The 15,961-nt window shown below is 41.3% G+C and carries 11 protein-coding genes; 10 read left to right on the plus strand and 1 reads right to left on the minus strand.

The features are described 5' to 3' along the window. The first annotated feature begins 2 nt into the window (after nucleotides 1–2). A complete protein-coding gene (locus NO352_RS10175; RefSeq protein ID WP_289355694.1) occupies nucleotides 3–1,238 on the plus strand; it encodes a HAMP domain-containing sensor histidine kinase in 1,236 nt (411 codons plus the stop codon). A gap of 135 nt (nucleotides 1,239–1,373) precedes the next feature. On the opposite strand, the gene NO352_RS10180 is transcribed toward NO352_RS10175, so the two are convergent. Beyond that, nucleotides 1,374–1,757 carry a hypothetical protein gene (locus NO352_RS10180; RefSeq protein ID WP_005550076.1) on the minus strand — a complete coding sequence of 128 codons (384 nt, stop codon included), beginning with the start codon at nucleotides 1,755–1,757 and terminating at the stop codon, nucleotides 1,374–1,376. Between the two features lie 906 nt (nucleotides 1,758–2,663). Here NO352_RS10180 and loaP point away from each other — a divergent pair. From loaP to NO352_RS10225, 9 genes are all read left to right on the plus strand, one after another. Next, nucleotides 2,664–3,290 (plus strand): antiterminator LoaP, encoded by a 627-nt coding sequence (gene loaP, locus NO352_RS10185; protein ID WP_289355550.1) that lies wholly within the window; start codon nucleotides 2,664–2,666, stop codon nucleotides 3,288–3,290. 58 nt (nucleotides 3,291–3,348) lie between these two features. Next, nucleotides 3,349–4,497, plus strand: a complete 1,149-nt coding sequence (locus NO352_RS10190; RefSeq protein ID WP_289355551.1) for an acyl-CoA dehydrogenase family protein — start codon at nucleotides 3,349–3,351, stop codon at nucleotides 4,495–4,497. Nucleotides 4,498–4,535: 38 nt separating this feature from the next. Further along, complete coding sequence (locus NO352_RS10195; protein ID WP_289355552.1) at nucleotides 4,536–5,747, plus strand: aminoacyl--tRNA ligase-related protein; 1,212 nt, start codon at nucleotides 4,536–4,538, stop codon at nucleotides 5,745–5,747. A gap of 40 nt (nucleotides 5,748–5,787) precedes the next feature. Beyond that, nucleotides 5,788–6,057: a thiamine pyrophosphate-dependent enzyme gene (locus NO352_RS10200; protein ID WP_268620604.1), complete on the plus strand. Its 270-nt coding sequence runs from the start codon at nucleotides 5,788–5,790 to the stop codon at nucleotides 6,055–6,057. 44 nt (nucleotides 6,058–6,101) lie between these two features. Continuing rightward, nucleotides 6,102–6,299, plus strand: a complete 198-nt coding sequence (locus tag NO352_RS10205; RefSeq protein WP_268620606.1) for a biotin/lipoyl-containing protein — start codon at nucleotides 6,102–6,104, stop codon at nucleotides 6,297–6,299. 77 nt (nucleotides 6,300–6,376) lie between these two features. Beyond that, nucleotides 6,377–6,706, plus strand: a complete 330-nt coding sequence (locus tag NO352_RS10210) for a 2-oxo acid dehydrogenase subunit E2 (protein ID WP_268599845.1) — start codon at nucleotides 6,377–6,379, stop codon at nucleotides 6,704–6,706. A gap of 279 nt (nucleotides 6,707–6,985) precedes the next feature. Continuing rightward, on the plus strand, nucleotides 6,986–7,690 hold the full coding sequence (locus tag NO352_RS10215; RefSeq protein WP_268599844.1) for an ABC transporter ATP-binding protein: 705 nt from the start codon (nucleotides 6,986–6,988) through the stop codon (nucleotides 7,688–7,690). A 2-nt stretch (nucleotides 7,691–7,692) separates the two neighbouring features. After that, nucleotides 7,693–10,017: an ABC transporter permease gene (locus NO352_RS10220; RefSeq protein WP_289355695.1), complete on the plus strand. Its 2,325-nt coding sequence runs from the start codon at nucleotides 7,693–7,695 to the stop codon at nucleotides 10,015–10,017. A 114-nt stretch (nucleotides 10,018–10,131) separates the two neighbouring features. Beyond that, nucleotides 10,132–15,957, plus strand: a complete 5,826-nt coding sequence (locus NO352_RS10225; protein WP_289355553.1) for a type I polyketide synthase — start codon at nucleotides 10,132–10,134, stop codon at nucleotides 15,955–15,957. Nucleotides 15,958–15,961 lie beyond the last annotated feature (4 nt).

A 15,961-nucleotide genomic window follows, 5' to 3' on the forward strand; every position in this document is an offset into this window, starting at 1 on the left:
TGATGAAAAATACCGAGTTGAAAAGCTACATCGCGATACTGGCCGTTCTCTTAACGCTATTTACCGTCTATCAATTGATTACCCAGCAACTGTTCTACAATCAATTGAAGAGCGATTCAATTGCATCATGGGGGGAGATTACCGCAAGATTGATGGAACAAAACCCTGAGAATGAAGCCGGAATTATGAAAGTCCTAACAAGCCATTCTACGGATTCCATTCCGTATCAGGAAAAAGGGAGAGAGATTTTAAGGCAGTATGGGTTATATGAGGGGCTGGAGTCGCAGCTTTTCCCACTTCTAAATAACCATATTGCTCGCCATAATCAATTTATGTATTGGGGATTGGTGTGTTTCGGATGTATCCTGCTTCTGGCAAGCTACATGCAGCACAAGATGATCTTCCATAAAATCAGACAGCTTACCTCGGCAGCCAAAAAAATCATCGATGGGGATTACTCGGTTGTCATCAATGAAAACAAAGAAGGGGATCTCGCGAAACTGGCCGTTTCCTTTCGTTCGATGAAAGATATTATTCGCAAAAGCATGCAGGATTTACGTGAAGAGAGAGAATTTCTAGTACAAATGATGCAGGATATATCCCATCAATTAAAAACGCCGCTTTCCACCATATCTATCTACAATGAGATGATGATGAGTGAAAGCTTACCGCGTCAGCAGCAAGTTCAACTGCTGCAAAATAACGATGTGCAACTCTCTAGAATGAATGTCTTGATTCAAAATTTGTTGAAGGTAGCGAAAATCGATGCAAGAGCTATTTCATTTGAGAAAAAACCGGCCAATTTAGTAGAGACCATTGAAGACGCTCTACATCGCTTACAGAGCATGATTACCAATCAGCATATATCGATTGATTGGCATACCCCGGAGGAAGTAGTCGTTGTTCACGATAAAGTATGGACGCAGGAAGCATTATTGAATCTGCTGAAGAATGCGATTGAGCACTCCGAACCCGGTGGGAAGATCAAGATTGCAATCGAAGATACACCGATTTATACAGAGCTGGTGATTCAAGACTTCGGAGAGGGGATTGCTGCTGAGGAGTTGCCGCATATTTTTGAGCGATTCTACAAAGCAAGAGGCTCCAAAAAGCATGATTCGGTAGGGATTGGCTTGGCCTTAGCCAAATCTATTATAGAAGCGCATCAAGCTTTGATTAGGGTAGAAAGTAAGAAAAATGCCTATACCAAATTTACGGTTACCTTCATCAAATTTTAACGATCCATTCTTCAAACGAATAAAACAGCGACAGCCGCGGACTATCTTTGCCCGTAACTGTCGCTGTCTTCTTTTCTAGCAGGGATTATTTCATGTTTTTGCAAGAAATTTGGTCGGTATTATATCAACCTAAGGTCAATTAATGTGATAAGTAGCCGTGATATGATTGATCGTATAGGAGGAAGGCGCCGCAAACTGCAAATACAGATATCCGTCCTCAGTTGCAGTGAAAATTCTTCCTACATTGCTGTTGTAAAATGTCCCGAGATGATTGCGCGAGTCATATACCGAATAATACGAATATTGGCCTTGTGCATAGATCGTGAGCTGTTGGCCTTTCTTCAAATAGATTCCTTCCAGTGCGCTCAGTTCATTAGGGCGAAGTGCATAGTACTTAACGAACTGCTGTGTTTGTCGAACCTCAGGCTTGACAGCATCGACAGGTGCAGTGGAAGCATAGGCAGGCGCTGCTGTAGCCAGGGCGACCAGTACTGACATGGACAAGAGCAATTTCTTCAAACGATTCATCTCCTTTAATATGTTGGCAAGTAATATCTGGAAGATGTGTTAAATATAACACGTTACCAATAACTTGTAAACACTTTATTCCGATCATTTCTATAGGAAAATAGAAAATATATATCCTGCAGGTGAAAAATGAACATAAAAATCAACTTGACGATCGTAATCTTGCACATTTACTATAAAAGTGGGTCACCCCTTAACATGGAAAATATGGCGCAATAACCTTCGTGTCGTTAAAAAGATAGCTTGCTATTTTAGCAATAGTATGAATGAGCTTTCGATATCTAGATATTTACAACAGATTAGTAAGAGCGTATAATGTCTAAAAAAAACCATGTATGTCACATACCGGGGATCAATGTGGTATAAGACAGACTTGAAATCGAAATTATTATTCATCCTCATTATCATTTGGGTTAAAGCAGCACGGAATGGAAGTTAGTCAAAGTTAGTCCACGCATAATCACCAGAACATCACATAAAACAATTTTAAGTGCATACGGTAAGGTTGAAATTGTTATTCCTCTCGCTACACTCTTCTAGCATTTTTCTTTACACAACATCTTAACAGCCTTTATTTCATTCAATCACTGTGCAAAGATTAATCGTTGTTTAGGCACGTTAATTTTTCTTGGTGAAAATAGCTCTCGTTCAAAGCGTCTATCGTCTATTATAAGAAGATAGATTCGTGGCGAAGCTATGTCTAATATCGTAAAAATTTTTTTATTTTTTTTAAGAGGACAAGGGATTTTAACGAATTCCTTATCCTCTTTTTGTTTCGTAATGAAATTTCAATAATGACTAACTAATATTGAAAAACGTTAAAAAATCTAGCGGGTAATGATTGAGCTTCATAGCTGAACAGAATACGTTTAGTTTACCGTCAAAAGGAGAAATCGTATGGGATGGTATGCACTTTTTGTAGAAACAGGTAGCGAAGATATTGTTCAGAAATGCTTGAAGTTACAATTTTGCCAAAAGGATTTATATTCATGTGTTCCAAAACGATTAGTTCCTGAAAGAAGAGAGGGGGAATTTTACAGTGTCGTTAAAACGTTATTTCCTGGTTACCTGTTGATCAATACGAAGATGACTCCATCCATTTATTATGAGTTAAAAAAAATACCCAAGTACTATCGTATGCTCCGCAATTCAATGTTTTTGCTAGACAAAATACATCGAAGGTCTCCGAAGTTAATGAATCCCCACATAGTAGAAGAGAGTAACCAAATCTCCAATTACGATGATTTTTTCGACAAAATAGATGAGGTAGAAATAAGAAAGATCCTGCAGCTCGTAAATAATGAGAATATTATCGAATACTCGAGCGTCATTGTAGAGAACTCCAAGGTATATGTTCAATCAGGGCCATTATATGGCTTGGAAGGCATGATCAAAAAAATCGATAAAAGGAGGAGAAGAGCACAAATTGCTATCCGTTTATGTGGTGGAGAAAGATTAATTGATGTAGGAATTGAGATACTTGTGCCGGATAGAGAGGGCATGAGTAGGGTTCATGAAAACTAGGGTGAAAAAGGTTCCATTCCATATAGATTACATGTACGGATAGAAAAGGGGTTATATTTTGTTTAACAAAAATCTTGAACTCACGAACCAACAACTGGAAAAACAAGAGGAGTTTAAAGCTCTTGTTGATACTGAGATCGTACCCGCAGCTGAACAGGTTGATCATGAGGAATGCATGCCTGATGCCGTTCTTCAAAAGATTATTGATAAAGGTTACTGGGGAGCAGCCGTACCAGCTAAATACGGCGGAGCCGATATGGACTATATTACTTATGGCTTGTGGAATGAAGAGATTGGCCGTGGCTGTGCAAATTTACGAAATATTATTGGTGTTCAAGGTATGGTTACTTCGTCTATTCTGCGATGGGGGTCTCCTGAACAGAAGCAGTACTGGCTGCCAAAGATGAGCTCCGGCGAACTCATGGCTTCTTTTGCGATTACGGAGTCCCAGATCGGAAGTGACATAAAAAACCTTCAAACAAAAGCTCAACAGGTAGGTGCTGAGTATGTAATTTCGGGGCAAAAAAATTGGATTACGTTTGGACAAAGAGCGAATGTCTTTTTGGTATTTGCCCTATGCGAAGGCCAAGCCGTAGCCTTGCTAGTAGAACGAAACACACCTGGTCTTACCATTCGTCCGATATCTGGGATGCTAGGGTTCAGAGGCTCCTTATTAGCTGAACTTATTTTCGAAGATTGCCGGGTTCCGATCGATAATCTGGTTGGCAGCGTCGGCTTTGGGTTATCCCTAGTTGCCAATAATGGATTGACGCATGGACGGTATAGTACTGCTTGGGGAGCCGTTGGCTTAGCGCAGGCATGTTTGAATGCGAGCTTAGATTATGTGATGGAAAGAAAACAATTTGATCACTATTTAAAGGAGCATCAATTGATTCAACAAATGATTGCCGATATGGTAACGAACACAATTGCTGCAAGGCATCTATGTTTTCGGGCTGGTCAGTTATGGGATAACAATGAAGTAACGGCCACCTTTGCCACTTCATTGGCCAAATATTTTTCTTCCGTCCATGCCTTTACATCGGCAAAGGATGCGGTTCAAATACACGGAGCGAATGGCTGCAGCAACAAATATCCCGTTGAAAGGTATATGAGAGATGCCAAGATTATGGAGGTTGTCGAAGGAAGCACTCAGATCCAACAGGTATTAATCGCACAAGATGCCTTTCATTTTTTTCAAAATTGATTGCACATAAAAATAGAGAAAGGAATGGGGAAAACGATATGAATACTCGCCATCGTATCCTGCTAGATAAACCAATATCCATTAAACATGCCGAAGAACTCGAAAGACGGATCTTTTTCATCTCCGCCGATATTCAGCAATTTACACTTTTGAAAGAGGAAAGCACCATTAATGGTATCGAAGTCAGTCTATTGCCAGGAACAGATCCATTGGAAATGAAAAATAAACTTTTGTCTGTGATCGACAATGAGATTGCGCTTCAAATGGTGATACCACCGCGAGTCATTTGGGAGTCGGCTAAAAACGGCACCATTTATCAGGATGATGTGTTTGATATGCTGCTTGAAAAAGAAATGGTTTTTGAGATGGGTGAGGGTCAGGTATGCTTTGGAGAAAAGTTGATCTCTTTAATGGACTCCTTAGATCGCATCATTAAGGAGATGACAATTTCTCAGTTCGGAGCGATTGAATACCGCTATCCAACACTGATTTCTACCAAAGCTTTAGAAAAATGCGGATATTTTAATTCGTTCCCGCATTTTTTAATGTTTGTTACGAGACTGCATAATGATATTGATAACTATCATGATTTTCTCGAGGATTATAAATCTACCAAACAGATTGATTCCCATTTGCTTCCCTACTGTCAAAATGTTGATTACTGTTTGCCTCCGACCATGTGTTACCACACCTTTCATCAATTTCAAAATACCCAGCACGCTGAAACCCAAAATCGTGCCATCACCTCTATCGGAAAGTCATTTCGTTATGAATCAAAGTATCATCGTACCTTAGAAAGACTATGGGACTTTTCAATACGTGAAATTGTCTTTATGGGATCAAGAGATTTTGTTTTGGATAATCGGCAAAAATGTATGGAAGCATCATTTTCCCTTTTTCAAAAATTAGGATTGGAGGGACATTGCGAAATTGCAAGTGATCCTTTCTTTTGCAGCCATGATACAGCAGCGAAAATATTTAATCAAAGAATGCAAGAACTCAAATACGAGCTCCGATTAAAGGTCGCAAGCGATAGAACCATTGCAACAGCTTCGTTTAATTTCCACGATCATTTCTTTGGCGAGCAATTTAATATCAAACGCGGTGAAGAGGAATGGGTATCAACAGGATGTGTTGGATTTGGCATTGAAAGATTCGCATACGCTTTTATTTGCCAACACGGTCTGGATGAAAAACAATGGTCAAGGATTTTATCAAATGTGCAATCAGAAGCGATTCTCACCGAATAAATCGAATTCATTCTATAAATTTAATCATATGGGGGACTAGATGGAGCAACAGCGTCTCTTTCAAATTTTAGAACTCGACGGAACCTTGCGAAATGATAATATTTACGAGATGGTCAAAATTATTTGGTATTGGATGGGGAGAATCGAAGGGTGTATTCCTCCTGATAACAGAAATATTCTACCTCCTTATGTACCGATCGCTACACAGATACCTCAGGCGACAGGGACGGCGTGGGCTAGTAAATATAAGAATGAAAGTGCCTGCTCTCTTGTTTATTTTGGTGATGGAGCTACCTCCGATCATGTTTAATCATGTGCTTTCCCAAAAGCCGTTCACTGAAGAGGTGAGCTGTGATGAAATATGATTTTTATTTCCCGGAGCTTGGCGAGGGACTTTTTGAAGGGTATATTGTCGCCTACATCGTCAAAGAAGGAGAGCAAGTCGTTGAGCATCAACCGCTTGTAGAAGTCCAGACAGATAAGGTAACCACAGTACTCCCTTCGCCGGTAGCAGGAGTGACAAATTGCCTTATGAGCCAGGAGATGTCGTAACAGTTAACGATGTAATCATCGTCATCGATCAAGGGAAGGGGAGAAAGCGTCACACGGAATGAAACTCGAATGGGAAAATGGATGCGTCGAAAGAGAAGAAGCATTCATTCAACGACTTTGGCATTAACATAGGTGCCTATCCGTGTGCAGAAGTAAACAATTCCGACGACGATACGATTGTAAAATTGTCTTCCACACGCAAAGAAATATCCAGCATCGTAACAATAGAGAATGACGAGATTGTGGTAAGGAAAATGCTCCCGATAACATTAACTTTCGACCATCGCTACTGCGATGGTGCAGATGGACTCCGATTTATCCATACGTTTAAGGCTAATCTGGAAAGTCATTATGAAGACTATCTAGATGAACTCAACCTTCACAGCGTACAGTCTAATCCCCTATAAACAAATCGTTTTTATGGAATAACACTCTTAAACATAGAATATAATCCCAACTAGACCAGCCTCTAGGCCAATTGCGTGTTGAGAGAGCCTTGAGCCTTGCGGCATACCTCTCTCGATTTACTTATTGAATATCCATCCCTGACAAACATACTTACCCGCCCAAAAGAACTCTGTTTCTGCCCATAGAAAGAAATGTAGTTTGACTTTTTCCATCTCTCGAGGAAATTGGGAATCGAGTCAAACCCAAATTCAAAAATACGTTACGAGGAGATGTAAGAAGTGAAAAAGCTGATTGAATTCAAAAGCGTAACGAAAGAATATAAAGTTGGGGAAATTCCAATCAAGGCTCTGGCTGGTGTAGATTTTTCGATTTCAGAAGGAGAGTTTGTCGTTGTACTGGGTGCCAGCGGTGCCGGGAAAAGTACAATTTTAAATATCCTTGGCGGTATGGATACGGCTACTACAGGTCAAGTGTTCGTTGGTGATCAAGAAATCACGAAGTTGAGCGAAAAAAAATTAACCGAATACCGTGCTGAGAAAGTTGGTTTTGTATTTCAATTCTATAACCTGATTCCGAATTTAAACGCACTTGAAAATGTTGAATTCGCCACGGAAGTATGTAAAAACCATCTGGATGCAAAAGATGTGTTATGCAAGGTAGGATTAAAGGATCGCATTAAAAACTTCCCTTCCCAACTCTCTGGTGGGGAACAACAACGCGTGGCCATCGCGCGAGCCGTTGCGAAAAATCCGCTGCTGTTGCTATGCGATGAACCAACGGGAGCTTTGGATTATGTTACGGGAAAATCCGTATTAAAGCTTCTTCAAGATTTGAATAAGGAAACAAAGAAGTGCGTTGTGTTGGTCACACATAACTCTGCGATTGCTCCGATGGCAGATAAAATTATTAAGGTAAAGAGCGGCGTGATCGAAACCGTAACGATCAATCAGCACAAACAGAATGTTGAAGGGATCGAGTGGTGATGATGAGGTTATTTGTAAAGCTGTTAAGGGATATCAAACAATCGATCGGACAATTTATCGCGTTTGTGCTGGTCATCGCAGTGGGGGCCTTTTTCTATGGGGGACTTGTCACGTTAAGTGATAATCTTAGCGCTTATACAAAGGTTTACTTTAACGAACATAATTTAAGTGACTTGAATGTCTATTACACACAAATTTCCAAGCAAGATATAGAACGATTACAGGGAATTCAAGGTGTTAACAAAATAGAAGGACGCTATACCGCAGATGCTTCGCAAGTTTTTGGTGATTTAAAAGCGACCATTAAGATGCATTCGATTCCTGCGAACAATGAAATTAACACGCCTACGATCATTGCGGGCCGGATTCCGTCCCAACAGAATGAGATTTTGCTAGATTCCCATTATGCCAAAGAACATCAGTATCAAGTCGGCGATCAAATTCAGATCACGGTGAATGACAAACAAGTGATGTTCACCATTAGCGGCTTGGGCGAAAATGTGGAATACGCCAAAAAGAATGAAATCCAAGATCATAAAACGTCTGGAATCGCGTATATCGCTGAAGCGGCTGTACCTCAAGTCGCAGGTGGCTCTATCTATAATGAAATCATGATTGATGCCAAGGAAGGTTACGATATTGACCAATTGGGCCAAACCATTCAGACACAATCCACAGAACTCTCCTATGTAAGCCAAATCAGTAAAGAGCGTACGTTCAGCTATTCCCAGCTACAACAAACCATTCATAATAATAACCTGATGAGCAAGGTTATTCCGCTCGTTCTCTTTATCATTGAAGCTATTATTCTATTCCTCACCATGTCGCGAATCATTGACTCGCAGCGTAATCAAGTGGGCATCATGAAGGCATTGGGTGTAAAAAACAGAAACATCATGCTTCATTATATGGGTTACCCAGTGCTGGTAGGGATTTTAGGCTCCATTCTAGGCTGCATTGCTGCCTCAAGTATCTTTATTCCATTAGTAAAAGCATCAAATGCAAAAGCATATTCACTGCCTGACATTGCCTTCTCTATGTCTCTAACTTCTGTGATTCCTCCGATCCTTTTCTCAAGCGCGTTCGGAATCCTGTCCTGTTACTTGAGCGGCAGAGCCATCCTGCAAGAACGTGCAGCTCAGGCGATGCGTCCGAAACCACCAAGGAAGATGAAGAAGCTGCTTATCGAGAAAATTCCAGGGATATGGAATAATCTATCCTACAACTACAAGCTTATTTTGAGGAATATATTTTTAAATAAATCGAAGGCATTAGCGAGCTCCGTTGGCGTTGTGGTGAGCACCGTATTATTGATCACTGCTTTTGGCACGATGACATCTTTGCAAAAAGTAGCCGACCAGATTGAAGAGGTGAACACCTATGATCTCAGAGTCGACTATAAAAGAGGAAGCGCCCCAGAGACACTACAACTACCAAATGGAATTAAAAGCAGCTATGATTTAACCACCTTTCCCGTGGAGTTTATCAAAGGCGATAATCACGAAAAAGCCACATTGGTTGTTACAGAGAAAGAAAACAATCTGATTCATTTCTTCGACGAAAAAGGCAATCAGGTCGCTTTGGAAAACGACGGAGTGCTGGTGCCCAAATCGTATGCGGACAAATATCAGATTTCAGAAGGGGACAGCATCCAAATCAAATTTACGGCGCCAGAATTCGATAATAAAACGGTCGATATGAAGGTTGTACAAATATCAACCCAATATTCAAATCCGTCGTTTTATGGCACACCAGCGTTTCTACAGAGCTTTGGCATCGACTACAAGCCAACGTCGCTATTCGTTGAAGCCAGCAGCGCCACAGAGCTTTTAAACGTTCGGCATTTCTTTGAACAAGATCAACAGGTTGATGCAATTGCGGATAAGGTTGATTTAAAGAAATCCGCACAATATATTTTGAAGCAAAATAGCTTTATCTTCATCATGTTTATTATAAGCGCCGTCGTTCTTTCCTTTGGCGCGATCTATACGATATCCTCCATTAACATTTATGAGCGGAATCGAGAGCTGGCTACATTAAAGGTATTAGGCTACCCGAAGTATAAAATAAACCGGCTTATTTTCTTTGAGAATATCATCCTCACCACCTTTGCAGTTATTGTAGCGTTGCCGATCAGCAGCTATACGTATTCCTTTGTTGTAAAGGCATTGTCGAGTACACATCAGCAAATTCCGAATCAGTTAAGTCTGTTCGTCATGTTAATCGCTGTTATTCTTGCTTTTGTGCTCACCATTCTCTCAAGCTTGCTGCTGCGGAGGAAAGTATCACGAATCAACATGATCGAATCGTTGAAGAGTGTAGAATAGTTCATAAACAGCCTGAAGTTCATTTGGAACTCATGGCTGTTTTTTTTTATATAAGCAAGAGATTTGTAATCACTAAAAGCGAAGATAGGATCCTTTAAGAAGGAGATGAGAAAAATGAGTTCAGTGAAATCCTATACGAAGCATGAGATTATCGCGTATTTGGCTGAGTTAGTGGAAGACATTTTGGATGAAGAAGTTGTCGATTATCATGAACCCTTTATCAGCTTGGGATTGGTATCGGTAGATATCCCCCTATTTATGAAGAAAGTTTCCACTCAATTTGGGATTGAAATCGAAGTTACTTCGATTTTTGAGAATTCCAGCATCAACCTGTATGCGGACTTTTTATACAACACATTACACAAAGCAGAGGCAAATACAGAAAATGAAATGAACATGGGGGGCGATCAAGAAGAAGATCCTTCCGAGGAAGATGTCGCGATTGTCGGGATTAGCTGTCGCTTTCCGGGGGGAGCCAATAGCCCTGAGGAATATTGGGATGTTTTAATAAATGGGATTAACGGAATCTGTGTAATGCCTGCGGAACGATGGGATATTGATCACTATTACAGTCCTGACAAGGAAGAGCCGGGGAAGATGTATTCGAGGAAAGGCGGCTTTTTGAACGTTCCCATTGATCGATTTGATCCGAAATTTTTTAATATGTCTCCCAAAGAGGCCAAGTCATTGGATCCGCAGCAGCGATTGTTGCTTGAATTGACGTGGGAGGCTTTTGAAAATGGGGGCATTAATATTGCTCAGCACTATGGCAGCAATACCGGTGTGTATATTGGCATAGCGGGCGAAGAATATTCGTTCGCTCACTATAAATCGGGAGATTTGACGAAAATCGATGCCTACTCGCTGACCGGGACAACGTTTAGTACTGCTTGTGGCAGACTATCCTATACGTTTGGGTTTGAAGGGCCCTCCTTTTGTGTGGATACCGCATGTTCTTCCTCTCTTACAGCCCTCCATTTGGCCAGTAAAGCAGTTAGATCTGGCGAGGTAGATACCGCAGTTGTAGGTGCCGTGAACTTGATGGTCTCACCAGCAGTCCATGTGTGCTTCTCTAAGCTGGAGGCAATATCCATCGATGGGCAAAGCAAGAGCTTTGATGCTGCAGCGAATGGATATGGTCGAGGCGAAGGCGGAGGTGTGTTAATCTTAAAGCGCCTTCGTGATGCAAAAAAGAATAACGATAATATACTTGGCATCGTAAGAGGCACTGCGATTAATCAAGATGGCAAGAGCAACGGATTGACAGCACCGAATGGTCTAGCTCAAGAAAAAGTAATCACAAAAGCGCTAAAAGACGCCAGATTAAATTATGCCGATATTGACTATATGGAAATGCACGGAACGGGGACAAAGCTGGGTGATCCGATTGAGGTAAAGGCTGTTGCTAACACCTATGGCAAAGACAGAGCGATGGATAATCCGCTTCGGATTGGTTCTGTGAAATCGAATATTGGGCATCTGGAAGCCGCGGCAGGTTTGGCGAGTATTATAAAGGTGCTGTTAGCGTTCAAAAACAAAATGTTACCTGCGAATTTGAATTTTAATGAACCTAATCCTTTTATCCCGTGGGAGAAGTCACCGGTATCCGTTATTGCTGAAAATACGGCTTGGGAAAGCGGGGGCAGAGTAAGAAGAGTAGGCGTCAACGGATTTGGCTTTGGTGGCTCGAATGCCCACATCATTTTAGAAGAGCCGCCTAAACAGGATACGATACTGACTAAGGAATTGGATCCAATCTCTATTGTGAAAATATCGGCCAAAAGTGATAAGGCATTAACGGAAAATATAAAAAGCAATCTTGAATATTTGAAGAGAACCCCCCAGATTCCTGTCTCGGATTATGCTTATACCAATAATACGGCCAAGGCTGATTTTGCTTATCGATTTACGGTGTCTGGCAAGAACGGAGAAGAAGTGATGAACAGGCTGCAAGCTTATTTGAATAGGAACAACAAGACCGGGATATCGACACGGCATCATGAAAAGATAGATATGCACCAGGATACAAAGCTGGTGTTCCTGTTCACTGGACAAGGATCTCAGTACTTAGGCATGGGTAAAGACCTGTATGATCATAATCCTACGTTTCAATCAGCTTTCAACGAATGCGATCATTTATTTGAGCCGTATATAAATAAATCGCTAGCAGAGATGATCTACAGCGATAAATATACCGGCAAGGATATTGAAAGAACGCTCTATGCACAGCCTTTAATCTTTTCTATCGAATATGCATTACTCAAGTTCTGGGGAAGCGTGGGAGTTACTCCTGAGATTGTTCTGGGCCATAGTATTGGGGAATATACAGCAGCAGTTGCAGCGGAAATAATGAGTCTTGAGGATGCTGTGAAGCTGGTTGCGCTTCGGGGCCGATTAATGGATTCAGCTCCGGGGGAAGGTGCGATGTCCGCTATTTATACGAATCAAGCTGCGGTCGAAGACTTGCTCAAGGGCTATGAGGAAAAGCTGTCAATTGCCCTGCATAATGCGGAAGAAAGTATTGTAATATCCGGGGAACAGGATGCTGTTGAGGAAGTCTCTAAAGAAGCGGAAAACCGAAAAATAAAAGTAAACAGATTGCATGTATCCCATGCTTTCCATTCCCATCTTATGATTCCGATATTGGAGCAATTTAGAGAGGTTGCGCAAAATGAGGCGGAATTTAAACACAGCAAGCTGACCTATGTATCGGCTACCCTTGGCAGAGTTGTGGAAAAAGAAGAATTATTAGGCGCTGATTATTGGACAAATCATATCAAAGATAAGGTTGACTTTTATCATGCATTATCTCAATTAAAGGATGAACACAACACGATATTCCTTGAAATTGGAGCAACGAACACTCTATGCTCGCTTGGCAAGCTCATCCTTAGTGAGGAACATATGTTATTGAACTCACTGGCGATGAAGAAAAACGCATGGGAGCAAATCATGCATTGCTTGGGAGAATTGTATTGCCATGGCGCAGCTATTCATTGGGAAGGGCTCGAGACAAGCTTTGATCGGAACTACAATCGAGTTGCTTTGCCTACGTATAGGTTTGATCGGGAATCGTATTGGATGCAGCCAGTGTGCTCGCATGAAGACAGTGTGCCTGCCATTTCAGGTACGGATTATCATCCGCTTATTGGACAGAGAATCAGTACGCCTTATCTCAAAAATAGCGCTCTATATCAAAGCACATATACGATTGAGAACCCCTATTTTATGCAGGAGCATATTATTTTTGATACGGCGATTGCTCCTGCCGCGGCTCATATGTCCATGCTTATTTCGATTGCGAAGGATTTTCGAAAGCCTGCGAGCAGTACCATATCCAATGTGGAATTTCATGCCCCATTAACGGCTGTACAAGACGAGAAGCGGGTCGTTCAATTCCTGCTCGAAGATACCCATCTTGAACAAATGAAATTCGAGCTTGTCAGTATAGAAAAGCAGTCACAGCATGAGAATTGGATGAAGCATGGCAGAGGCAATATTGAAATGGCCCAGGAGCAAGAGCGAGAACATGAGAAGCGTGTATCGCTTGATGAGCTTAAGGACAAGTATCCTGAAGTCACATCGGGATATAATGCGTATGATGTGATGAAAAAGTTTGGTTTTACATTAGGAGATGGCTTTACTCGAATTTCGAAGGTGTGGAAAGGTGAAGCGAAAGGGCTCTGTTGTATTGATCCGAAAAAGGACATTCCAGGCGGTAATGATTATCTTGTATACGCAGGTACGATAGACTCGATCTTCCAATCTATCTTTTTTGTTTCCGAGTTGAGTATGAGAATGGATTCGCAAAGCGAGGAGTATGCATTAAAGACGGCCATTCCGATATCGTTAGGCAAATTAAAGTATTACTACAGGGATGCTGAAAGCTATTGGTGCCATATTAAGGTGGATGACTCTCAACAATCTGGAGTAGTAGGCGATATTGATGTTTACAATGAAAAGGGAGAAATCGTATTTGAAATTGAAAGGTTAATGGCCAAGGTTACAGAGCGGGATACATTACTCAAAGAAATAAATAATAGTGGCGATCGTCTGCTCTATGATGTGGAGTGGATGGAGGAAACAAGAACAAACAAACAAGTAATCGCAAGTGAGAAGGAGAAAGTTGTATTACTCGGAAATGACCCGGATATCGTTGACCGTTTCCATGAAAAATTGAACAGCTATGGTATATCGTCAATTCGCGTCATACAAGGGGAGCAATATGTGGAGCCTGAGAATGACGTGTTTTTTATCTCGTATACTAGCAAGCAGGATGTAAAGAAGCTTTTGGAGCAAGTCGCGAGTCGGTATGAAAAAGAAAAATGCAAGTTCATCTATATAAGCACAACGGATGAGACTAAGCTGAATCATCTGACTGCAGAACAATTGTTCGGCACAATTGAAAAGGAATGCAGTGGTTTATTGTATCTGGTTCAATCCATAACTGAACTAAATTACACAAATAAAATGGCTATCCAGGTGATAACCAATAATGTGCATCCGATTGGTGGCGCAGCAACATCGCTCTATCAAGCTCCATTATGGGGATTTACCGAAGTCATTCGGCTTGAGCATACGCTGTTATGGGACGGCGTTATTGACACGGATCTCCACATGCTGAAGGACGATATCGATGAAATTATCAACGAAATCATTCTTGGAGAAGATAAGCAGGTTGTGCTTAGGAATTCCCGCATAAGGTATATTCCTAGGTTGATTAGACATTCCAAGCGCAGTGCTGGCCAAGAAGAGGTTACGATTCGAATCGATGAAGAAGCGGCCTATCTGATCACCGGTGGAACGGGAAAAATTGGTCAAGTCTATACGGAGTATCTGATCCAGCAAGGTGCGAAAAACATCATAATAGTAAGTAGAGGTCAAGCTGCTGGCTCGTTGCTAGAAACGGTTATCGCATGGGAGGAGAAAGGTGTCCGGATCAGAGTTGAAAAGGCTGATATCAGTAGTGAAACTGACATAAGCGCGCTGATTCAAAAACTGAAGCAGGACAACATAAAGATTAAAGGTGTCATTCATGCAGCAGGAATCATTGAAGATAAAATGATAAAGGATCAAACCTGGAACAGCTTTGAAAATGTATTCAAGGCGAAGGTACAGGGAACCTATTACTTGCATCATGCATTGAAGGACGAGAACTTGGATTTCTTCGTTATGATGTCATCGATTTCTTCGGTAGTAGGGAATATGGGGCAGGCAAATTACGCAGCAGCCAATTATTTTATGAATAGGTTTGCAGAGTATAGAAGAAGTCTGGGAATGCCAGCGATGTCGATATGTTGGGGACCTTGGGAAGAAGCTGGAATGGCTACAAGCAACAACCGTATTTTAAGGAACATTGCGAACAAGGGTCTCTACGGGATGTCGAAAGAGCTTGGAAAGAAAATGATTGACAAAGTATTTCGAAACGATCTTTCTTCGATCATCGTAGTCGATGCAAATTGGGAGTTATTTAGTCAGCGAACAGATGTTGATGAGGTAACAGCGTTTTTAGCGAATTTCACGACGAGCACTTTTACCCTCGGACAACGTGAAATGCCAACTGCTAGGGAAGATGTTGTTGCGAAGCTGCATGGTTTGAGTAAAACGGAAAGGAGCGAATACTTACTAGGCTTATTGCATAAATCCGCTGCTGGTATTATCGGGTTCAATGATGTCAGTCAATTGTCTGTAGATAGTTCCTTTACAGAGCAAGGAGTAGATTCCTTGATGATCTTCTCCTTAAGAAACGAAATTAAAGCTCTTTTACACATCCAAATCGATATTTCCGTTTTCTTCAACTATCCGTCTTTACGGAAATTAAATGGCTATTTATTAACTGAAGCCATGAGCTTTGAAGAGAACGAAGAGAATGACAATACAACCAGTGATGAACTATCCGTTGATGATATCTTGTCTGAAATCAATTCCTTGCTCAATTAAGAAC

The sequence above is a fragment of the Paenibacillus sp. S-12 genome (assembly GCF_030363895.1).
In the GTDB taxonomy this organism is placed as follows: Bacteria; Bacillota; Bacilli; order Paenibacillales; family Paenibacillaceae; genus Paenibacillus_B; species Paenibacillus_B alvei.

What these genes read in the sequence shown, in the direction of transcription:
- NO352_RS10175 (WP_289355694.1), top strand. Translation starts at nt 3, where the DNA reads ATGAAAAATACCGAGTTGAAAAGCTACATCGCGATACTGGCCGTTCTC.
- loaP (WP_289355550.1), top strand. Translation starts at nt 2,664, where the DNA reads ATGGGATGGTATGCACTTTTTGTAGAAACAGGTAGCGAAGATATTGTT.
- NO352_RS10195 (WP_289355552.1), top strand. Translation starts at nt 4,536, where the DNA reads ATGAATACTCGCCATCGTATCCTGCTAGATAAACCAATATCCATTAAA.
- NO352_RS10200 (WP_268620604.1), top strand. Translation starts at nt 5,788, where the DNA reads ATGGAGCAACAGCGTCTCTTTCAAATTTTAGAACTCGACGGAACCTTG.
- NO352_RS10205 (WP_268620606.1), top strand. Translation starts at nt 6,102, where the DNA reads ATGAAATATGATTTTTATTTCCCGGAGCTTGGCGAGGGACTTTTTGAA.
- NO352_RS10210 (WP_268599845.1), top strand. Translation starts at nt 6,377, where the DNA reads ATGGATGCGTCGAAAGAGAAGAAGCATTCATTCAACGACTTTGGCATT.
- NO352_RS10220 (WP_289355695.1), top strand. Translation starts at nt 7,693, where the DNA reads ATGAGGTTATTTGTAAAGCTGTTAAGGGATATCAAACAATCGATCGGA.
- NO352_RS10225 (WP_289355553.1), top strand. Translation starts at nt 10,132, where the DNA reads ATGAGTTCAGTGAAATCCTATACGAAGCATGAGATTATCGCGTATTTG.